At 34.3% G+C, this 17737-nt stretch carries 16 protein-coding genes; 4 read left to right on the top strand and 12 right to left on the bottom strand.

Going from position 1 to position 17737, the window contains the following annotated elements; all coding sequences use genetic code 11:
* Nucleotides 1–3: 3 nt before the first annotated feature.
* On the bottom strand, nt 4–1134 hold the full coding sequence (locus tag J7574_RS19150; RefSeq protein ID WP_290972429.1) for an NAD(P)/FAD-dependent oxidoreductase: 1131 nt from the start codon (nt 1132–1134) through the stop codon (nt 4–6).
* A gap of 143 nt (nt 1135–1277) precedes the next feature.
* A complete protein-coding gene (locus J7574_RS19155; RefSeq protein ID WP_290972432.1) occupies nt 1278–2192 on the bottom strand; it encodes a hypothetical protein in 915 nt (304 codons plus the stop codon).
* Between the two features lie 174 nt (nt 2193–2366).
* Here J7574_RS19155 and J7574_RS19160 point away from each other — a divergent pair, with 174 nt between their 5' ends.
* The 3 genes from J7574_RS19160 (at nt 2367) to J7574_RS19170 (ending at nt 5700) form a co-directional block, all read left to right on the top strand.
* Nucleotides 2367–2843: a MarR family transcriptional regulator gene (locus J7574_RS19160; protein WP_290972435.1), complete on the top strand. Its 477-nt coding sequence runs from the start codon at nt 2367–2369 to the stop codon at nt 2841–2843.
* Nucleotides 2844–2903: 60 nt separating this feature from the next.
* Nucleotides 2904–4325 carry an MATE family efflux transporter gene (locus tag J7574_RS19165; protein WP_290972438.1) on the top strand — a complete coding sequence of 474 codons (1422 nt, stop codon included), beginning with the start codon at nt 2904–2906 and terminating at the stop codon, nt 4323–4325.
* A gap of 208 nt (nt 4326–4533) precedes the next feature.
* Complete coding sequence (locus J7574_RS19170; RefSeq protein WP_290972440.1) at nt 4534–5700, top strand: hypothetical protein; 1167 nt, start codon at nt 4534–4536, stop codon at nt 5698–5700.
* A 166-nt stretch (nt 5701–5866) separates the two neighbouring features.
* On the opposite strand, the gene J7574_RS19175 is transcribed toward J7574_RS19170, so the two are convergent.
* On the bottom strand, nt 5867–6301 hold the full coding sequence (locus J7574_RS19175) for a DUF6526 family protein (protein ID WP_290972443.1): 435 nt from the start codon (nt 6299–6301) through the stop codon (nt 5867–5869).
* Between the two features lie 298 nt (nt 6302–6599).
* The gene (locus tag J7574_RS19180; protein WP_290972446.1) at nt 6600–7085 is read right to left on the bottom strand and encodes a DNA-deoxyinosine glycosylase; all 486 of its coding nucleotides are present in this window, start codon (nt 7083–7085) and stop codon (nt 6600–6602) included.
* Between the two features lie 170 nt (nt 7086–7255).
* Between J7574_RS19180 and J7574_RS19185 the strand changes: the two genes are divergently transcribed.
* On the top strand, nt 7256–8281 hold the full coding sequence (locus tag J7574_RS19185; RefSeq protein ID WP_290972449.1) for an AraC family transcriptional regulator: 1026 nt from the start codon (nt 7256–7258) through the stop codon (nt 8279–8281).
* A gap of 293 nt (nt 8282–8574) precedes the next feature.
* On the opposite strand, the gene J7574_RS19190 is transcribed toward J7574_RS19185, so the two are convergent.
* From J7574_RS19190 to J7574_RS19225, 8 genes are all read right to left on the bottom strand, one after another.
* Nucleotides 8575–9774, bottom strand: coding sequence for an FAD-binding oxidoreductase (locus tag J7574_RS19190; RefSeq protein WP_290972451.1), 1200 nt, complete (start codon nt 9772–9774; stop codon nt 8575–8577).
* On the bottom strand, nt 9771–10286 hold the full coding sequence (locus J7574_RS19195) for a low affinity iron permease family protein (protein ID WP_290972454.1): 516 nt from the start codon (nt 10284–10286) through the stop codon (nt 9771–9773). Before J7574_RS19195 ends, J7574_RS19190 begins: the two co-directional genes overlap by 4 nt.
* A 2-nt stretch (nt 10287–10288) precedes the next feature.
* On the bottom strand, nt 10289–13111 hold the full coding sequence (locus J7574_RS19200; RefSeq protein ID WP_290972457.1) for an AsmA family protein: 2823 nt from the start codon (nt 13109–13111) through the stop codon (nt 10289–10291).
* A gap of 122 nt (nt 13112–13233) precedes the next feature.
* Nucleotides 13234–14079: an MlaD family protein gene (locus J7574_RS19205; RefSeq protein ID WP_290972460.1), complete on the bottom strand. Its 846-nt coding sequence runs from the start codon at nt 14077–14079 to the stop codon at nt 13234–13236.
* Nucleotides 14080–14101: 22 nt separating this feature from the next.
* Nucleotides 14102–14881, bottom strand: coding sequence for an ABC transporter ATP-binding protein (locus tag J7574_RS19210; RefSeq protein ID WP_290972462.1), 780 nt, complete (start codon nt 14879–14881; stop codon nt 14102–14104).
* Between the two features lies 1 nt (nt 14882).
* Nucleotides 14883–15641: an ABC transporter permease gene (locus J7574_RS19215; protein ID WP_290972464.1), complete on the bottom strand. Its 759-nt coding sequence runs from the start codon at nt 15639–15641 to the stop codon at nt 14883–14885.
* A gap of 244 nt (nt 15642–15885) precedes the next feature.
* Entirely contained in the window at nt 15886–17130 is a 1245-nt protein-coding gene (gene fabF, locus J7574_RS19220; RefSeq protein WP_290972467.1) for a beta-ketoacyl-ACP synthase II, read from the bottom strand.
* Nucleotides 17127–17687 (bottom strand): TetR/AcrR family transcriptional regulator, encoded by a 561-nt coding sequence (locus J7574_RS19225; RefSeq protein ID WP_290972470.1) that lies wholly within the window; start codon nt 17685–17687, stop codon nt 17127–17129. Before J7574_RS19225 ends, fabF begins: the two co-directional genes overlap by 4 nt.
* Between the last annotated feature and the right edge of the window lie 50 nt (nt 17688–17737).

Genomic DNA, 17737 nt, shown 5'->3' on the forward strand with positions numbered 1-17737 from the left:
TGGTTACGAAAAAGTACGCAGCATATTAACAGCATACGGATGATAGATAATAGTTTCGATCATTTTGGTTTGCAGTTGTGCTTCGTGTGCATAAACAAACATTCTTTTTTCGTAATCCTTTATCGCAGCTTCTATAGTTTTAAACTTTCCGTTGGTAAGATTATCGCATAAAACGATGGTGTCCAAAAGTCCTGTGTTTACTCCCTGACCGGCAAAAGGAGGCATAACATGTGCAGCATCACCGATAAGAGTTATAGGCAAGGGGCGATTATTTTTCCAGGTTTTTAAGGGTATTTTTGTTGTAGAGCGTTTTATAAAAGAAGAGGTCGATCGAAACAATTCGTGGTAACATTCATGCCAGTTAGAACATCTTTTAGATATAAAAGAAATAATACTTTCGGTATCTTCAAAATCTAATTCATTATGACTAACCCATTCTTCGGGTTTTTTAAAAGTTAATGCATAGGTTAACATGTTATCATTTCTGGGATTTGCTGCTAATATATTCCCTTTGTGCGGGGCCAAGAGCATATTATTATTGCACAATTGATAAAATGCTGCACAATTTGATGCTGGTTCCAGCACATCACCCATTATAATAAAACTTCCGGTATATTCAATTTTTGCATCGGTAACGTAATCTCTTAATATGGACATTCCACCATTGGCTCCAATAATAAAATCTGCCGTTGCAAAGTGACCATCTTCAAACTGTAAATGCCACTTCCTGTCAGCTGCAGTAACCGTGGTTAGTTTTTTATCCCAAACCACGGTATTATTTGTTAGGCTTTCAAGTAAGATTTGCCGTAAATGATTTCTGTTTATTTCAGGATTAGCACGTTGTTCTTGGGCTGTCGTTTGTCGGGAGTATAATATTTTGCCCTGCTCACTGGTAACAATTTTTCCCAATGGTATTGCCATTTCAAAATAACGCTCTAATAATCCTGCTCTTTTCAGGGCTTCTTGTCCAGATTTTTTATAAAGATTTAGCGTACTTCCTGAAATTCGCGTAGAGGCATCTTTATCTCTTTCGTAGACTGTTACCTCAATTCCTTTTTGTTGAAGTAATCTAGCCATTGTAAGTCCGACAGGTCCAGCGCCAATAATTGCTATTTTATGGTTTTTTAATAACATAAGTCATACCTGTTTCGATTCAGTTGTTTTGAATTTGTGATCGAAGCGAGTTTGTTTATGGCCTCTTGTTCGCTAAAAAAAATGTTTATGATTAAAAAAAACGTAGAACCTTAGCCCCTTAGTCCCTCAGTCCCTTAGAACCTTTATTTAGTCACCTTAACATGTTTTCCAAAAGTATAAACAGCTGTTATTGTTGGTCCGTTATAGCCCCATTTTAGGAAACCATTTAAGCGTTCCTGTATAGTATCTACTCTAAAATTCAAGCCGGTATAACCAGCAGTAAGGCTAAAGTTGTCGACAACATTATACAAAACCGACAAATTGTAGCTTATAATTCTGCCATCGGTATCATTAATTTTTACGGCAAGATAATTTACGTTGGCATATAAACCCCAACGTTTTCCAAGAACAAATTCTCCCCATATTCCAATATCTGGCAATGGAGCAGTAAAGTCAAAATTATCGTGATATTCTACACTTTGTGTATTGGCTTCTAATTTTAAGCCTAAGTCTGCAAAAAGCACATGCGCACCAATTAATAGACCAGCTTGATATTTAGGTTTAGAAAGAATTGCGTATCCATAAGCGACTCTCATAATCTGCACATTAAAAGTACCTCGAACGCTCCCATCTATTGGATAAGTATGGTCTCCAAAGTTAATTTCCCTTTGCAGGGTTTTGGTTGCCGTTCTGTCTAGTACAAAATACTCAAAACCTAATCGAGATCTTTTGGATATGCGCCAGTCAAATGTTCCCAAAAAAGAGGCAGTTGATTTAGCAAATCCTAAATCATTTTCAAGATCAATTTCAGTTCCTATATTTCCGTTGTTGCCTTCAACTTTAACTACAGTATTATTTACAGGGAAAAAACCACCAGCAGAAACTTTAAATTTTCTATTGTGCCAGGGCAGATCTTCTATTGTATTATCTTGAAAATTTTCGTTTTCGGTTTTTAGATTAGTTGTTAAGTCTTCATTTTTGCTAGATTCTGCAACAGTTTGAGCATTTAACGGAATCCAAAGGAGCATCATTACCAAAAAAATAAATAATTGTTTCATCAGAGTAGTTTTTAAGTTTTTATTAGGTAATATTTAACAATTAAAGTTAGTAAAAATAATCGTTCATTTTTGTTTTTGCTTTCAAATTATTTTTGTGAATGAATTGGATATCAGTAAAATAAGAATTTGTTTAAAAAATAGTTGACATGTCACTCTTTTTTGTAATTTTGCATCATGGAAAAAAAACATACCGATAGAGAAAGTTTTTCAAATTTTTGGAAAGAGGAAATATCAGATAGTTTCTTCTTTCAGATTCATCGCATCAAACGAGCAATTTTCAGACGTACAAATGCGTTAATGTTCGAAGCAGGAATCACATTGCAGCTGGAACAATTGCCATTGCTGATGATTTTGCATCATAAAAGTCTTTCGCAGAGAGAATTGTCAGACAAAACAATGCGCGATAAATCGTCTATTTTAAGAAGTATTTCAGCCCTTGAAAAAAAGAACTTGGTTGAGGTGGTAAAAGATAAAATAGATAAACGCAAAAACATTGTAAGTCTTACAGATGAGGGAATTGCACTGGCTAAAAATATTCGTTTGCTGATGAAAAGAGCAGAAGAGGAAGTAATGTCTGTTTTTTCTCCAAAAGAAAAAATCGAAGCGCTAAATGCGGTAAGATCTTATGCAGATAAGCTAGAAATGCTTTAATTTTTTTTGAACTTTAAAAGTTGATATGTCAACTGATTTTAAAATAATTATTTCGAATAAATGAAAAAAAATGAATTGTTAGAAGGTCCAATCCTTTCTTCATTATTAAAATTAGCGATTCCAATTATGATTGCTAATTTATTACAAGCCGCATATCAGTTGGTTGATGCTTTTTGGGTAGGACGTTTAGGAGGAGATGCCGTTGCGGCGGTTTCTATAAGTACGCCCGTAATATTTTTAACCATTGCTTTAGGAACCGGATTGGCGATTGCGGGTTCTATTCTAATTGCACAATATTTTGGAGCAGGAAACCAGAAAATGGTCAATCACGTGGCCGCACAAACTTTGTCGATGGTGATTATTGTTTCGGTTTTCTTATCTATTATCGGCTATATTTTAAGTCCGTATTTTTTATATCTCTTAAAGGTAGAGCCTACGGTTTATGTTGATGCTTTAGGATTTATGCGCGTGGCGTTTGTTGGTTTGGTGTTTAGTTTCGGATTTATGATTTTCCAATCGATAATGCGTGGAGTTGGCCGTGTTACGCTGCCCGTTTATATTGTATTAGGAACTGTTATCTTGAATTTTGCCTTAGATCCGCTGTTTATTTACGGATGGAATTTTATTCCAGCTTTAGGTGTAAAAGGAGCTGCTTTGGCAACTTTGTTTACGCAGCTTCTGGCAATTATAATCGGATTTGCCATTTTGTTTAGAGGAAAACACGGCATTCATCTTCGCATTTCTGATTTTAAACCTGATTATAAACATATCAAAAGAGCTTTTGAAATTGGTTTTCCGTCTTCAATCGAGCAGTCGATGCGCGCATTGGGAATGATGGCGATTACATTTTTGATTGTGCGTTTTGGAACCTTAACGGTTGCTTCTTATGGTGCTGGTTCAAATCTAATTCAGCTGATTTTAATTCCAGCGTTAGGATTATCAATGGCGATTGCTACTCTTGTCGGACAAAATATTGGTGCGGGAAATATTGATCGAGCTGCCCAAATTTCAAAGCTTGGAGCTTATCTTGGTTTTGGATTATTAACAGGCCTCGGAATCATAGCTTTTATTTTTGCGCCGTATTTAATTGCATTTTTCGTTCCGAACGATCAAGCCGTTATTAAAGGTGGAACAGAATTGTTGAGAATTACATGCCTTTCTTGGGGATTTTTAGGACTTCAGCTTTGCTTAACGGGCGTTTTCCGAGCTGTTGGAAATACAAAATTACCCATGATTCTAACTTTGGTTTCGCAATGGGTTATTCAGTTTCCGCTAGCTTATATTTTGTCTCATAATACGTCTTTAGGAAAAATCGGAATTTGGTGGGCTTTCCCAACTGCTTCTGTTGTAACAGCTCTTATTACATTGATTATTTATGTAAAAGGAGACTGGAAAAAAGAAAGGCTCACAGGCAAAACCAATAAATTGATTGACAAGGTTGAAAGCGAAATTGTTAAGGAAGGGTTTGATATTTCTAAATAAAAAGGGGCTAAGATACTAAGCTTCTAAGATGCTAAGTTTTTATCCTTTGATGCACTGCTGTGCATCTAACCAAAATTTTAAGGACGCGATTTTTCGCGTCTTTTTTATTTGTAATACTTTTTTGCTAAAATAAATTTTAAGTATATTGTGAACCTCAAAAAAATACTTAGAGTCTTAGTATCTTAGAACCTTAGCAACTTTAAAAAAAATGAACAAAAATCTAAAGCGTTATTTTGTAAAATCTGTTATTGTATTAGCCTTAATTCATTTAGCTTACTTTTTATATGGTTATTTTACTTTTAATGGGCTGAAAAGCATTACTATCTATACCGAATTTTATAGGTTTAAATTTTACGACGACGTTTCGATTTCGCATTTTTTTGTGAGTGGTTTGTTTTTGCTTTTCTTTCTTATTTTTCTAATTCGAAATCATTCTAGAGAAAACTATAAAGGAGGCAATTTGATTAAGGTTAGTGTTTGTTTGCTTTTTATCTCATTCCTGACTTTTTCGTTTTTTGTTAGTTACAGTTTCGGAATGAATGCCAAACTGAAATCGGAATTATCGGAAAATGCTTTTAATAAAGATAAAAAACTACTGAATGTTCTAAATCCGTTTCTATATGGATATACTTCGTATAGTTCGGAGAAATTATTTAATTATGAAAACATTTTGTTTCCAAAACCTTATCCTGTAATCAAGCAAGAAGATACAATTGAACCGGGAGAATATCCTATTATAGAAACCAATTATTATGGTATTGATACTATAAGAGCCTTAACCAGCACTTTTGATAAAACCACAAGTAAAGCAGACAGCATCTTTGATATAATTGGTTTTGATAAAGAAGAATTGCACAAAAGAGTAATCTCAAAAAAGAGTATTGGAGATACTACAGAGATTATTTTTAAGAGTGTTCCCGTTCATCCAGAACACGATGAGGAGATTTGCATTTTCTTAGAAAATAAATCGTTGTTTAATCCTGTTCATGGGGATTCTATTGATAAGCAGCAGTATAAAGCTGCCGTAGATCGCTATAACTTGCTGTATAAGTCGAAGAAAGATTCCTTACTGTATACTTTTCAGCAATTAGATACACTTTTAAAGAAATACAATGTAGAGACAAATTTAATTCCGAAACTCCTAACGCAAGACGTATATCGTTACAGAAATAATCACGACAAATCGCTTAACGGAATCCGAAATAATTTTGATAGGAAAGCTTTAGCAGAAAAATTAAAAACTTTAGATCAATTGTTCTACGAACCAAATTATCTTCACCCAACTATTATAGCAATCTATTTTGCTGTAATTATTGCAGTTTGGATTGTATTGTTTCTGTTGTATATCCTTTTCAACAAGAAAAAAGTTCAATAACAATTTTAAATGTCAATGACAATGTCAAATTTCAAATATCAATGAAAATGGCAATACCAAAAATAACTTTGAAAATTTAAATTAAGATTGCTATTGGAATTTGAGATTTAAAATTTAAAAATCCAGATTTGGAATTTGGAATTTCAGATTTGGAATTTGATTTTTATTAAACTCTATGATAATCTGCTTTCCAGTGTACGATTGCTTTTTTGATTGCGTCGCCTGTTAAGTTGTTTTTTAGCACATCTTCTATAAGCGGAATCAACTCGTTGTCTGGTGCAAATCGTAATGCAAATATTTGATCGTCTGTAAGTTTGTATTCAAATTCTTCGAATCTTTTGCCAGTCAGGGTAAAATAGCGATAACGCATTTCTAAACGCACAATTCTGTTTTGTAGCGTTAGTGCGTAGTGCTGGCGCAGCATATAAGCCAGTACAAAAAGAAATATAAATGCCACACTGATAAAGGCCCATATTAGATGATCTTCTGTTGTAATTGCCAAGTAAATGCTGGCGATTAAGAATAAAATTAAAACAGGATAATATATAAAATGGTGTGGGGTATAGAATCGTATATGATTATTATAGGTCTGAATTTTCATGCTTTTAAGTTTTGAGGCTAATCTATAAAACAAAACTACTCTATATTTCTATAGAGTAGCTTTTTCCCAAAAATAAACTAACATAACCAATGTTCTCTTTATAGACTAAACTTTTTACAGTTTGCTTTGTAAATTTTAATAAGAATAAAGCCTTTTCATTTCGTTATCCTATCTTCACTATGGCTTATTTTTCTTTGATGTAAAATTAGATCGAGAGTGGTTGTATTTTGTTATATTTTAAACGGAAAAAGTTACATGATTCCAATATTTGCATTTTAATTATATAAAATGAAAGGGTTTATAATAAGGTTTTAATAATGCTCCATTCGTTCAATTTGTCTTGAAAAGTCTTGCCAGCATTGGCCGGACTAGTCGATGGAAGTGTAAAAGTTTGATATTCTTTGGTTAAGTGAACATACTTTTTAAAAAATGCCGCTGCTTTTTGCCCGTTAAAAAGAATGCTTTCAATTTTTGGATGAGTTTCTAGGAAATATTCAAAATCATTTGCGATTTCGTTTTTAATGGCACTATCTAGACTTCCAACACGATCACAAAATTGTAAGACATCCCAGAGGGCAATATTATTTTCAATTAACAAATTTTTTCTCACTTCATAATCAGTAGAAAATTCTTTACCTAGAATCTGAAACATAAACTTCCAGAAGTTATTCTGATTATGTCCATAATATTGATTGAGTTCTAAAGATTTTGTTCCAGGCATGGTGCCTAAAATTAGAATTTTGGAAGTGGGAGAACTAATAGGGGCAAACGAAAAACTTTTCATAGCTATTTATTAAATCAATGTGGGATTATGTTAAAATAAACATTTATAAGGAATTATAAAACAAAACCAAAAAATTATATAACATTTTTGGTGGGTCTTTAAACGAACTTTGACTTTCAGATTTCTAAAATAATCTGTTTAGCAAATTATAAATTTAAATCCGGCAAACCATGAAAATAGTTACTATAAATACAGAAAAAACTCAAAATATATTTGATGAACTTCAGACTAGTTTTGGCGGAAAGGTGACGTTTGATTTAGATGAATATGCACTTGAAGTAGAAAATAGCTTTGCTGAAGGTTCAATTATGGGAGCTTCCTTTACAGATAATATTTCGTATGTTCAGTTTGATATGACGTTTTCTACAGATGTGAGATTGGATTTTCTAAATGTAAAATCGTCGCCTATTTATTTTGCCTACTGTTCTACAGGTAATCTTTCGCACAGTTTTGGATTGAATGGAGAAGAACGAAAACTAAAAACGTTTCAGACTGCAATTGTTACCTCTAAAGAAAATCAAGACAATGTTTTATTCTTTGAAAAAGGAAAAAAAACAAAACTAACCCTGATTATTGTAGGAACACAAATTGATGCCAACAATCAAGCTCATTCTTTGAACCAGCAGGTAAAAGATACTTTTTTTGAAAATAATCAGGTAACAGATTTCTTTTATATAGGTTCTTATAATTTACAGATTGCAGAAAAAATCGAACAGCTTAACTCAATTACACAAACAGGAATTGTTCGCAATTTATTGAAAGAAGGAATTATGAGAATTATTCTAGCAATGGAAATTCAGCAGCACTCAGACGATTTGCACGCTTTCGCGAATGAATCAAACGGACTGACTTTAAGAGAATTGGAAGAAATAAAAGAACTCTCAGAATTTATAAAATCAAGTCCCGAAGAAGCTTTTTCAATCAAATCCCTAAGCAAAAAATCAGGATTATCTCCAAACAAACTTCAGGAAGGCTTCAAAATGATTCACAATCGTACAGTCAATGATTACATTACGCATATGCGCGTTCTAAAAGCCGAAATCTTAATTAGAACATCCGATCTTAATATTTCAGAAATCGTGTACTGCATTGGTTTCACCAGCAGAAGTTATTTCTCTAAAATATTCAAACAAAAATTCAATTGCAGTCCGAAAGAATATAAGTTTAATTTGAATTCTTTGGCTATTACGGCGTGATGGGGGAAGGGACAAAGGTTCAAAGTGACAAAGTGACAAAGGTTTTACTTGGAGGGCTTATAAAAAAAGCTCTGCTTTTTATTTGAAGTCGTTAGCTCTAAAGCGTGATATATAAAGTTGCAAAGGTTTTACTTGGAGGGCTTACAAAAAAGTTCTGCTTTTATTTGAAGTCGTTAGCTCTAAAGCATGATATATAAAGTTGCAAAGGAACAAAGGTTCAAATTGACAAGGTTCTTAAATCTTTGTCACTTTGAACCTTTGTCTCTTTGTCACTAAAAAAAAAGCATTTTTTTTTACCTCCCAAATCGATAATAATCTAAATCCGTATTCTTTTTATTATTAAGAGAATCCAGGATTGAATTCATTCCAATTACGCTGAAAGTGATTCCGTTTCCTCCGAAACCTAGAATGTAATGTTCATTTTTTCTCGGATTTGGTTTTCCAAAGTAGGGAAGACCGTCTTTGGTTTCTCCAAAAGTGCCTGCCCAGGAATAGTCAATTTTAAAATTTATATCTGGAAATCTTTTAAAGAACTGTTTTAGCAGATAGACTTCTTTTTTAGGAAGCAATTTATCACGCTTTGAAGTGTCTCTAAATTCTTCATCTCCGCCACCCATTATAATGCGGTTATCATCTGTAGTTCTGATGTAATGATAGGGCGATGCTGTATCCCAAAAAATAGTGTTTTTAAAATTCTCTGGAAGGTCGGGGTGACTTTCTGAAGCAATAACATAAGTGCTTTTCAAATCGACTACTTTTTCTTTGAGCGTTTCTGTGCTTTCGTAACCTGTGCAATGTATAATATGATCGGCTGTAATGACATGTTTAGAATCGGTTGTGGCTAGAATAGTACCTTTTTGATGCTGAATAAAAGTTATATCCGTTCGGTCAAAAATCTGCATTCCTTTCTCATGGCAATGAAATAAAAGATCTGTCGCCAGTTTAAACGGATCCATAACCGCAGCAGTTTTAGATTCTACTCCAGCAATGGCATTTAAGCCCATTTTCTGCAATTCTGATCTGCCGAGCCAGCTGATTTCAAAACCGTGTTGTTTTCGGGCTTTAAATTCATTTTTCAAATAAGGGACATCTTTTTTTAAAGTGGTAAAATAGACGCTTTTTTTAAATTCAAAACCACAGTCGCACCCCACAGTATCAATTATATTTCGAAGGTCGAAAATGGCTTTTTTACCGTTTTGGTAGCTATCGACTGCGCATCTGGTGCCGCGAAGTTTAATGAGCTGATGTAAAGGAACATCGATTTCATACTGCAGCAAAGCCGTACTGCCCGAAGTGCTTCCGCCACAGACATCGCGACGGTCTACAAGAACGATCTTTTTTCCTTCATTTAATAATTTGTAGGCTGTTAAAGCTCCTGTTATGCCTCCACCAATAATTAGAATATCGGTGTGGATATCAGAATCTATTGAAGGGTAACTTTGTTTTATGGCATTTTTTAGAGGCCAATAGGTTTTAGTAGAGCTCAATTTCATTTTTTGGTTATTTTTTTAGAGGTGTTTTTGGTAGTTTTTCTAGTTGTATTTGGTTTTACGGTTTTTTCTGTTTTACGGCTATGAACATCTTCTGCTTCTGCAAGTGAATGGGATGTTCTGATCGTTTTATCTTTTTTTGCCAATTGGCTTAAACGATGGTAATATTTCTGAATAATGATCATTTCCTCTTCGGTCATATTTTCGATATCAACAAGACTATTGCTTGATAAATCATTGGATGCAACGAGTTCGTTTAATTTTAACTGAATGGCAAGCGAATCTTTGTTTTGCGCTTTTTGAATTAAGAAAACCATTAAGAAAGTAATGATGGTTGTGCCTGTATTAATTACCAATTGCCAAGTTTCAGAATAATCAAAAATAGGCCCCGAAATGGCCCAGCCAACAACCAATAAAAAGGCGCCGATAAAAGCCGGAGTGCTTCCGGCAGCTTTTGAAACTTTTGTGGCAAACTTTTCGAATGCACTGCTTTTATATTGAGATTTAGAATTCATTGTTATTTTGTGTTGGGTTTACTAACGTGTTCTTTTCGAATTACTTTATTGTTTTTTTCGTCATAAACAGCAGGACTAATTTCTTGTCCCGTTTTGCTGAATATTTTAATTTTTGGAGCTTCATGCGTTCCCGTAATTACAATCGGAAAACCTATAATTCCGAAGAGTGGGAGACCTAAACGCATTCTCAGATCCAAAAGTCCGTCAAAGCTTGTTGTTCCTTTAATCGTAGGTCTAAAACTGGCTACGCTAAAGGTAAATGGCTCAATTATTATAAGATTTTTATCTATGGTCGATTTGATTTCAATACCTTTCATATCAGGATTGTTCAAACCGCTTTGTCCAGTTTTAGAACTAATTCCATCAAAAAGTTTTAGTCCTTTAATTTTTACATCACGAAGATTAATTGTTCCTCCGCCTTGCATAGATTCATAAATTGGCCCCATATTTCCATTCAAATCTCCTTTTACGTTGTAGTCAACAGAGATTATTCCATGTGCTTTTTCGGCCGCGGTAACCATGTCATGAAACATCGGAATTTCTTTGTATGCCCTTTGCACATCAAAATCTTTTGCTGTAAAGTGCGCGTCAAAATGTGCCGCCGTTGGAGATTCGTCCTTATACAACGCATTAACACCTAAAATACAGTCAATTATACTAAAGGTAATGTTTTCTAAATAAAACCCTTCTTTTTTTATTCCTATTTTTCCGTTTAATTTGTTAAAAACCAATTTATTGTATTCGATTTTTTCTGCATTTGCATTTAAACTTACATTTAGGTTTTTCGGAATAATAACAACACCGCTCATTTTTGGATGATCTTCTTTGGCATATTGCACTTCAATCTTTCGGTCTTTGTTTTCGCCCTCTTTTAAAGCCATAAATTCATCAACATTAATGAGTTTTGATTTTAAATTGAAGTTTCCGCTCAAAGTGCCTTTTGATTCTAAAAAGTAGTTGATAGCATTTAAGAGATAGCCATTGATATCAAAATCTGATTTTCCGTACGAAGCATTGAATTTTTCAAACCACATTTTTTCATTCTGAAAACGGAAATTTCCCTGTTTGATAAAAAAGGCTTTCGGAAACAATTCTGAAGTTGCTTTGATATTCTTAAGCAATAAGGTTCCCTTATTGTCCAACTTATCATATTGTCCCGTTGTGGCATAACTTTGTTTTCCTTTTAACGAAAGATCTGCTTTTGCATAACCTGTTAAATCAAGACCTTTCTGAGAGAAAACCTGATAGATTCTGCCAACATTCAGTTCGCCTTTAATTTTTGCATTATAAGCCAGATCGTTAAAATCAGATAAAGTAGCATTTACGTAAACAGGATTTCCTTCAAAAACAAAAGATGCTGGCGCTACAGCAACAATCAAATCTTGATACGTTCCAGCTTTATTAAGCATGTTTGCCACAAAAGTGATGTTGGTAATAGGATTTGGATAATACTTGGTTTTGAGCCATCCATTTCGAAGCGAAATTCCGCCAATAGTTTTCGGAAATAGTTTTTTTGAAGTGCTAAAAAGTCCGCGCGCCTGAATATCGGTTTTTAAAATCCCTTTCAAATCAATATTTTCCAAACCTAATGCTGCATCCACAACAGCAAGGTCCAAAGCGCCTTTTACACTTGCATTAATCGACATTTCGCTTAAACCTCTACTGTGCAGATAAGCATTAAAATAATCCTTTTCGCCAACCTTAAATTTCAGTGTTCTCAGATTAACGAGTAGTTGTTCTGCATCTAAAGACGGAAGCATGGCATTCAAATCCATTTGGAAGTCGGTTAAAGGAACTGGTGCGTTTTTATAATTTACAGCTCCTTCATTAATTTTTAGATTGAATGCCAAATTTGGTTTTTGCTTTTTCGAAACATTATAATCTCCTTTAAAACTAAGCAACAAATCACTTCTTCCAGAAATTTCAGTTCTTTCTAGCCAAGTAAGATATTCGGGAGGCATTACAGAAAGTAAATCTTTTACGGTGGTGTTCTCTGAAGCGGCTTTGATATTGATTTTGTATCCGTCTCTTAAAATGCTGAATATCCCAGTAAACTTTAAAGGCAGTTTATTGATATGAAGTTCATTTTTTTGAAGAATAAAAGTAAGAGCATGCGTATTGATTCGGGTAATTAAATCGGCGCGAACTTTTTTTCGTCTTAAATAACCTGTTCGATCATAATAGAAATCCAGATTGTCGATTTTGGCATCGGTTGCGAGATCAAAAATGTCTTCGCTCAAATTTCCTTTTCCTATATAATTAAACCCTTTTGCATCAACTAAAATTTTGGCAGAGCGGTCGTTGTATTTCACATGGCAGTTTTGCAAATCAATACGTTCCAATCGAATAGCTGTTCCTTCTTCAGGAGCATTTGGATCTTCTTTTTCATTTTTTCTGTCTTCTGGGGCAACATAAATATTATAATTAGCCTGACCTTTTTCGTTCACCATAATATTAATCGAGGCATCAGAAACGTAGAGTTTATTGATTTTAACTTCGTTATCAAACAACAGTCTTTTTATATCAATTCCAAAAGCAACCTGATCTGCTTTTAATAAAGTATCATTGCTAAAAGGCTTAGAGCCTGTTAAAGACAAATCGTCTAAAGAAACAGTTAAGGACGGAAAGTGCGTAAAAAATGAAAGTTTAGATTTGGTAAAATCAAGTTTGGTATCCAGTCTTTCGTTGGCAATTTTCTTTACTTCCGAAGCAATTTTTCCAGGAAAAAGCAACGGAATAATAAATAGCAAAAACAAAATCACAGCAATCGTAATTCCAGTAATCTTTAAAACTTTAAAGGCGGTATGTTTGAATGTACTAGGCATATACTTTTATAATTGTGAATTGTGAATTGTGAGATGTGAGATGTGAGATGTGAGATGCTAGCTTGTAAATTTTAGATTTTAGATTTTGGAATTTGGGATTTAGATTTTGGAATTTTTAGAATTTACTTTTTAGTATCTTCCTGCTTTTGCTGTTCTTCTTTCTCTTTCTGTTCTTTCTCTTTCTGTTCTTTTTCCTCTTTTTCTTTGGCAGCTTTCTCTTGCTGTTCTTTTTTAGCTTCTTCCTGTTTCTCTTTTCTTTCTTCCTGCTTCTCTTTTCTTTCCTCTGCCTTTTCCTTTTTTTCTTTCTCTTTTTTCTTGAAGTAGCCTCTAAAAAGGAAATTGCTTTTTGCCGCTTCCATATTTTCGCTAAAGCCTTTTGTACCACTTTCTAGGTTAGAAAGCGTGTTTGAGACACTGTTGGCCATTTTATCATCTTTAACCAATCTTGCTAAGGCGCCGTTTCCGTTGTTCATGCTGTGGCTGAAAATGGCTAATTCGTCTGAAATCACGCCAATATTATCCACGCTTTTCTTCACGCTTTTCATAATATCATACATTTCGATTCCGTCAACAGAAGCGATTTGTCCGTTATCTTCAATCACTTTTTGAGATTTGGCGCCGGGTGAAATAGTGAGGACTTTATCTCCCATTAAACCATCAGAACCAATACTGGCTGTAGCATCAGTTTTAATGAATTTTCTAACTTCTTCTTTCATCACCAAAATAACCTTAACAGTCGAGTCGTTTTTTAACTGGATCTGTTCTACAGTTCCGACATTAATTCCAGAAAAACGAACATTGTTTCCGACTTCTAATCCGCTTACTGTTTTAAATTGAGAGCTAATGTGGAAGGTAGAACCAAAAAGATTCTGCTGTTTTCCTATAAAATATACTGCCATTATAAAAAGCAGCAAGCCTATTGTTACAAACATTCCCAATTTCCAAGTATATCCAGATTGTTTTTCCATGATTTCTATTATTTATTTTGCTTTATTCAAAAAATGAGCGCACCCATTCGTCTTCGTCTTTTTCTAATTCTTCGTAAGTTCCTTCGGCATGAATTACACCATCTTTTAAAACTATAATACGGTCGGCGGTCATTTTTGCACAAGCCATATCATGAGTAATAATGATCGAAGAAGTTTTTTGTTTGTGTTTAATGTCTAAGATCAATTCGCTGATTTCTCTAGAAGTTATGGTATCCAAACCTGTTGTAGGTTCATCGTACAGAATGATTTCAGGTTTTAAAATCAAAGTGCGCGCTAGACCGATTCTTTTTCTCATACCGCCCGAAAGTTCAGAAGGCATTTTGTCTACAGCCTCGGCAAGACCGACATTTTCCAATGCTTCCATTACTTCACTTTCAACTTCTTCAGGGCTTAAATCGCGTTTGTGTTTAGTTAAAGTAAAAGCGAGATTTTCTCTAACCGACATTGAATCGTAAAGTGCTCCGCTTTGGAACAAAAATCCGATTCGGACTCTAATTTCATTCAGCTCGCTTTTTGATATATTAAGAACGTTTTCGTCAAAAACTTTAATTTCACCTTTGTCTGGTTCGATCAATCCCACAATACATTTTATGGTTACCGATTTTCCAGAGCCAGAGCGTCCTAAAACCACTAAATCTTCTCCTTTATTCAAAGTGAGATTTACGCCTTTTAAAACGGCATTGTCTTTTCCAAAAGTTTTATGCAAATCTTTAATCTCTATAATTGGAGTTTGATTTTTCTCTTTTGTTTTAGGTTCTTTATGTAATTTTTCCTCCATCATTTTAAAAGAATAAATCGGTTATTTGAACAGCAACCATATCGATAATAAAAATGCTTAAAGAAGCTGTTACAACAGCAGAATTGGCTGCTTGCCCCACACTTTCAGTTCCGTTTGATGCATTAAATCCTTTATAGCATCCAATGATTCCGATCACAAATCCAAAAAAGAAAGTTTTTAACGTTGCCGGAAGAAGATCTAAATATTCTAAGGATTGAATGATTTGGGTTAAAAACCTGTAAAAATTAACATCTCCGTGAATGTTTATGCCAACATAACCGCCAATAATTCCGATGGCATCTGCAAAAAACACTAAAATAGGAACCATCAAAGTGCAAGCTAGCACTCTCGTTACCACCAAATAATTGTACGGATTTACAGCTGAAACTTCCATGGCATCAATCTGTTCGGTTACCTTCATAGATCCTAATTCGGCTCCAATTCCCGACGAGATTTTTCCTGCGCAGATTAAAGCTGTAATCACAGGAGCGATTTCTCTTATTAGCGAAAGCGCGACCATTCCGGGAAGCCAGGATTCTGCACCAAATTGTACCAATGTTGGACGAGATTGCAGTGTAAGCACCAATCCCATAATAAAACCTGTAATCGCCACCAAAGGGAAAGATTTATATCCTATGACATAACATTGCTTTAGAAACTCTCGGGTCTCATAAGGCGGAATAAAAACCTCTTTAAAAAACCTTTTGGCGAAGATGGTAGTTTCTCCAATTTCGGTGAATGTATTTTTAATATCGAGAATCAAAATGTTTGAGTTTTTAATGTGAATTATGAAAATGAAAATCAATAATTTAACAGTTTTGCTCTACTCGTTAAATGATATAGGAAAGTTAGCCCAATACTTGTTAAAATATTTTACACAACTTTTTTTGAGCCTTATATAATTTTCATAAAAGCACAATAATTGCAGTAAATTGGCGTTGTGGCGCACAAACAAAAAATCCCTTTCTTAATGGAAAGGGATTTTTGAATAATAATGAGAGTAAAAGTTATTCTGTAAACTTTTTAAAAATTGAACTAGCGACATGTCCGCCAAAACCAAAGGTATTGCTCATCGCATAATTTACTGTTCTTGATTGCGCTTTTGAAAGTGTCAAATTAAACTTGTCTGCAAATTCTGGCTCGACGTTTTGAGTATTTATGGTAGGTGGAATAATGTTTTCTTGAATTGCTTTAATACAGGCAATTGCTTCAATTGCTCCGGCACCGCCTAACAAATGTCCTGTCATTGATTTTGTTGCGCTGATATTAGCATTCGGATTTGCGCCAAAAACTTTCTCCACAGCTTTTAATTCGCTTAAATCGCCTGTTGGAGTAGAGGTCGCATGTGTATTGATATAATCAATTTGGTCAGGAGAAATTCCTGCTTCTTCGAGAGCTAATCCCATTCCGAGAACAGCTCCTTCACCTTCTGGATGTGTGGCTGTTAAATGATATGCATCTGCAGCTAATCCGCCACCTACAATTTCGGCAAGAATAACGGCATTTCTTTTTATGGCATGTTCATAGCTTTCCAGTATAATTGCGCCCGCACCTTCGCCCAAAACAAATCCGTCGCGTGTAATATCAAATGGGCGTGAGGCTTTAGTGCAATCATCATTTAAAGTTGATAATGCTTTTGAAGCATTAAATCCGCCAATAGAAGATTCTGTTATAGAAGCTTCAGAACCTCCACTAATAATCATGTCTGCTTTTCCCCAACGAATGTAATTAAAAGCATCTATGATGGCGTTGTTACTAGCAGAACAGGCAGAAACTGTAGTGTAATTGACACCACGAAGTCCATATTTAATTGAAATAGCTCCCGATGCGATATTGATAATTCTTTTTGGAATAAAAAACGGATTGAATCTTGGCGTTCCATTTCCTAATTTATATTCGCCAATTTGTTCTTCAAAAGTGGAAACGCCGCCATCTCCAGATCCCCAGATAACTCCAATACGGTTTCTGTTTAAAGAGTCAAAATCAATATTAGCGTTCGTTACAGCTTCATTTACAGAATATAGGGCGTATTGTGTAAAAAGGTCATATTTTCTAATTTCATTTTTTTCGAAAATATCTTTCGGATCAAAGTTTTTGACCTCGCATGCAAATTTGGTTTTAAATTGTGAGGCGTCAAATTTAGTTATTGCAGCAGCACCGCTTACTCCATTTTTCAAGGAATTCCAATATTCTGCAACATTGTTTCCAATAGGAGTTACGGCTCCTAATCCAGTAATTACTACTCTTTTCATTGTTTTTTTGGTCTTAATTCTGTTAATATCGTTTCTCTTACCAAATCAAAATCACTATCATTTGTAAGTCTTGAAAGCTGTACAATGGCAACCATATTGGTTATTATCATTATTGCTTTTGTTCTTGGCAACATTTCAAAATCAAATATCTTGAGTTCTTTTCCTTCTATTAGGATTTCAGTAACCCAAGTAAGTACCAGTTGCGCAAATTTTTCTAGTTCTGCTTTTATAGAATCGTCCAAAGTATTTAAATCGGTAGCCAATGAACCTACAATGCATACTTTATTTTCTTTTTTAATTTGTGCTTGTACGTCTAAGAAAGCTTCTAGTTTTACCAATGGAGATTCATTAGCTACTCTTTCTTGCAAAGCTTCACATCGAGCAATATGTTCTTTAATGGTAGCTACTCCAAGATCTGATTTTGTTGGAAAATGGTAATGTATGGAGGCTGTTTTTATGCCAATATCATTTGATATATCTTTAAAACTAAAGGCATTGTAACCTTTGTTTCGAATATACTGATCTGCTTTATCTACAATTACTTCTCTTGTTGTCATGATCATAATTTTTATGCAAATATACTACCTATTAGTAGATAGGCAAATTT

This window comes from Flavobacterium sp. (assembly GCF_017744675.1).
Lineage (GTDB): Bacteria > Bacteroidota > Bacteroidia > Flavobacteriales > Flavobacteriaceae > Flavobacterium.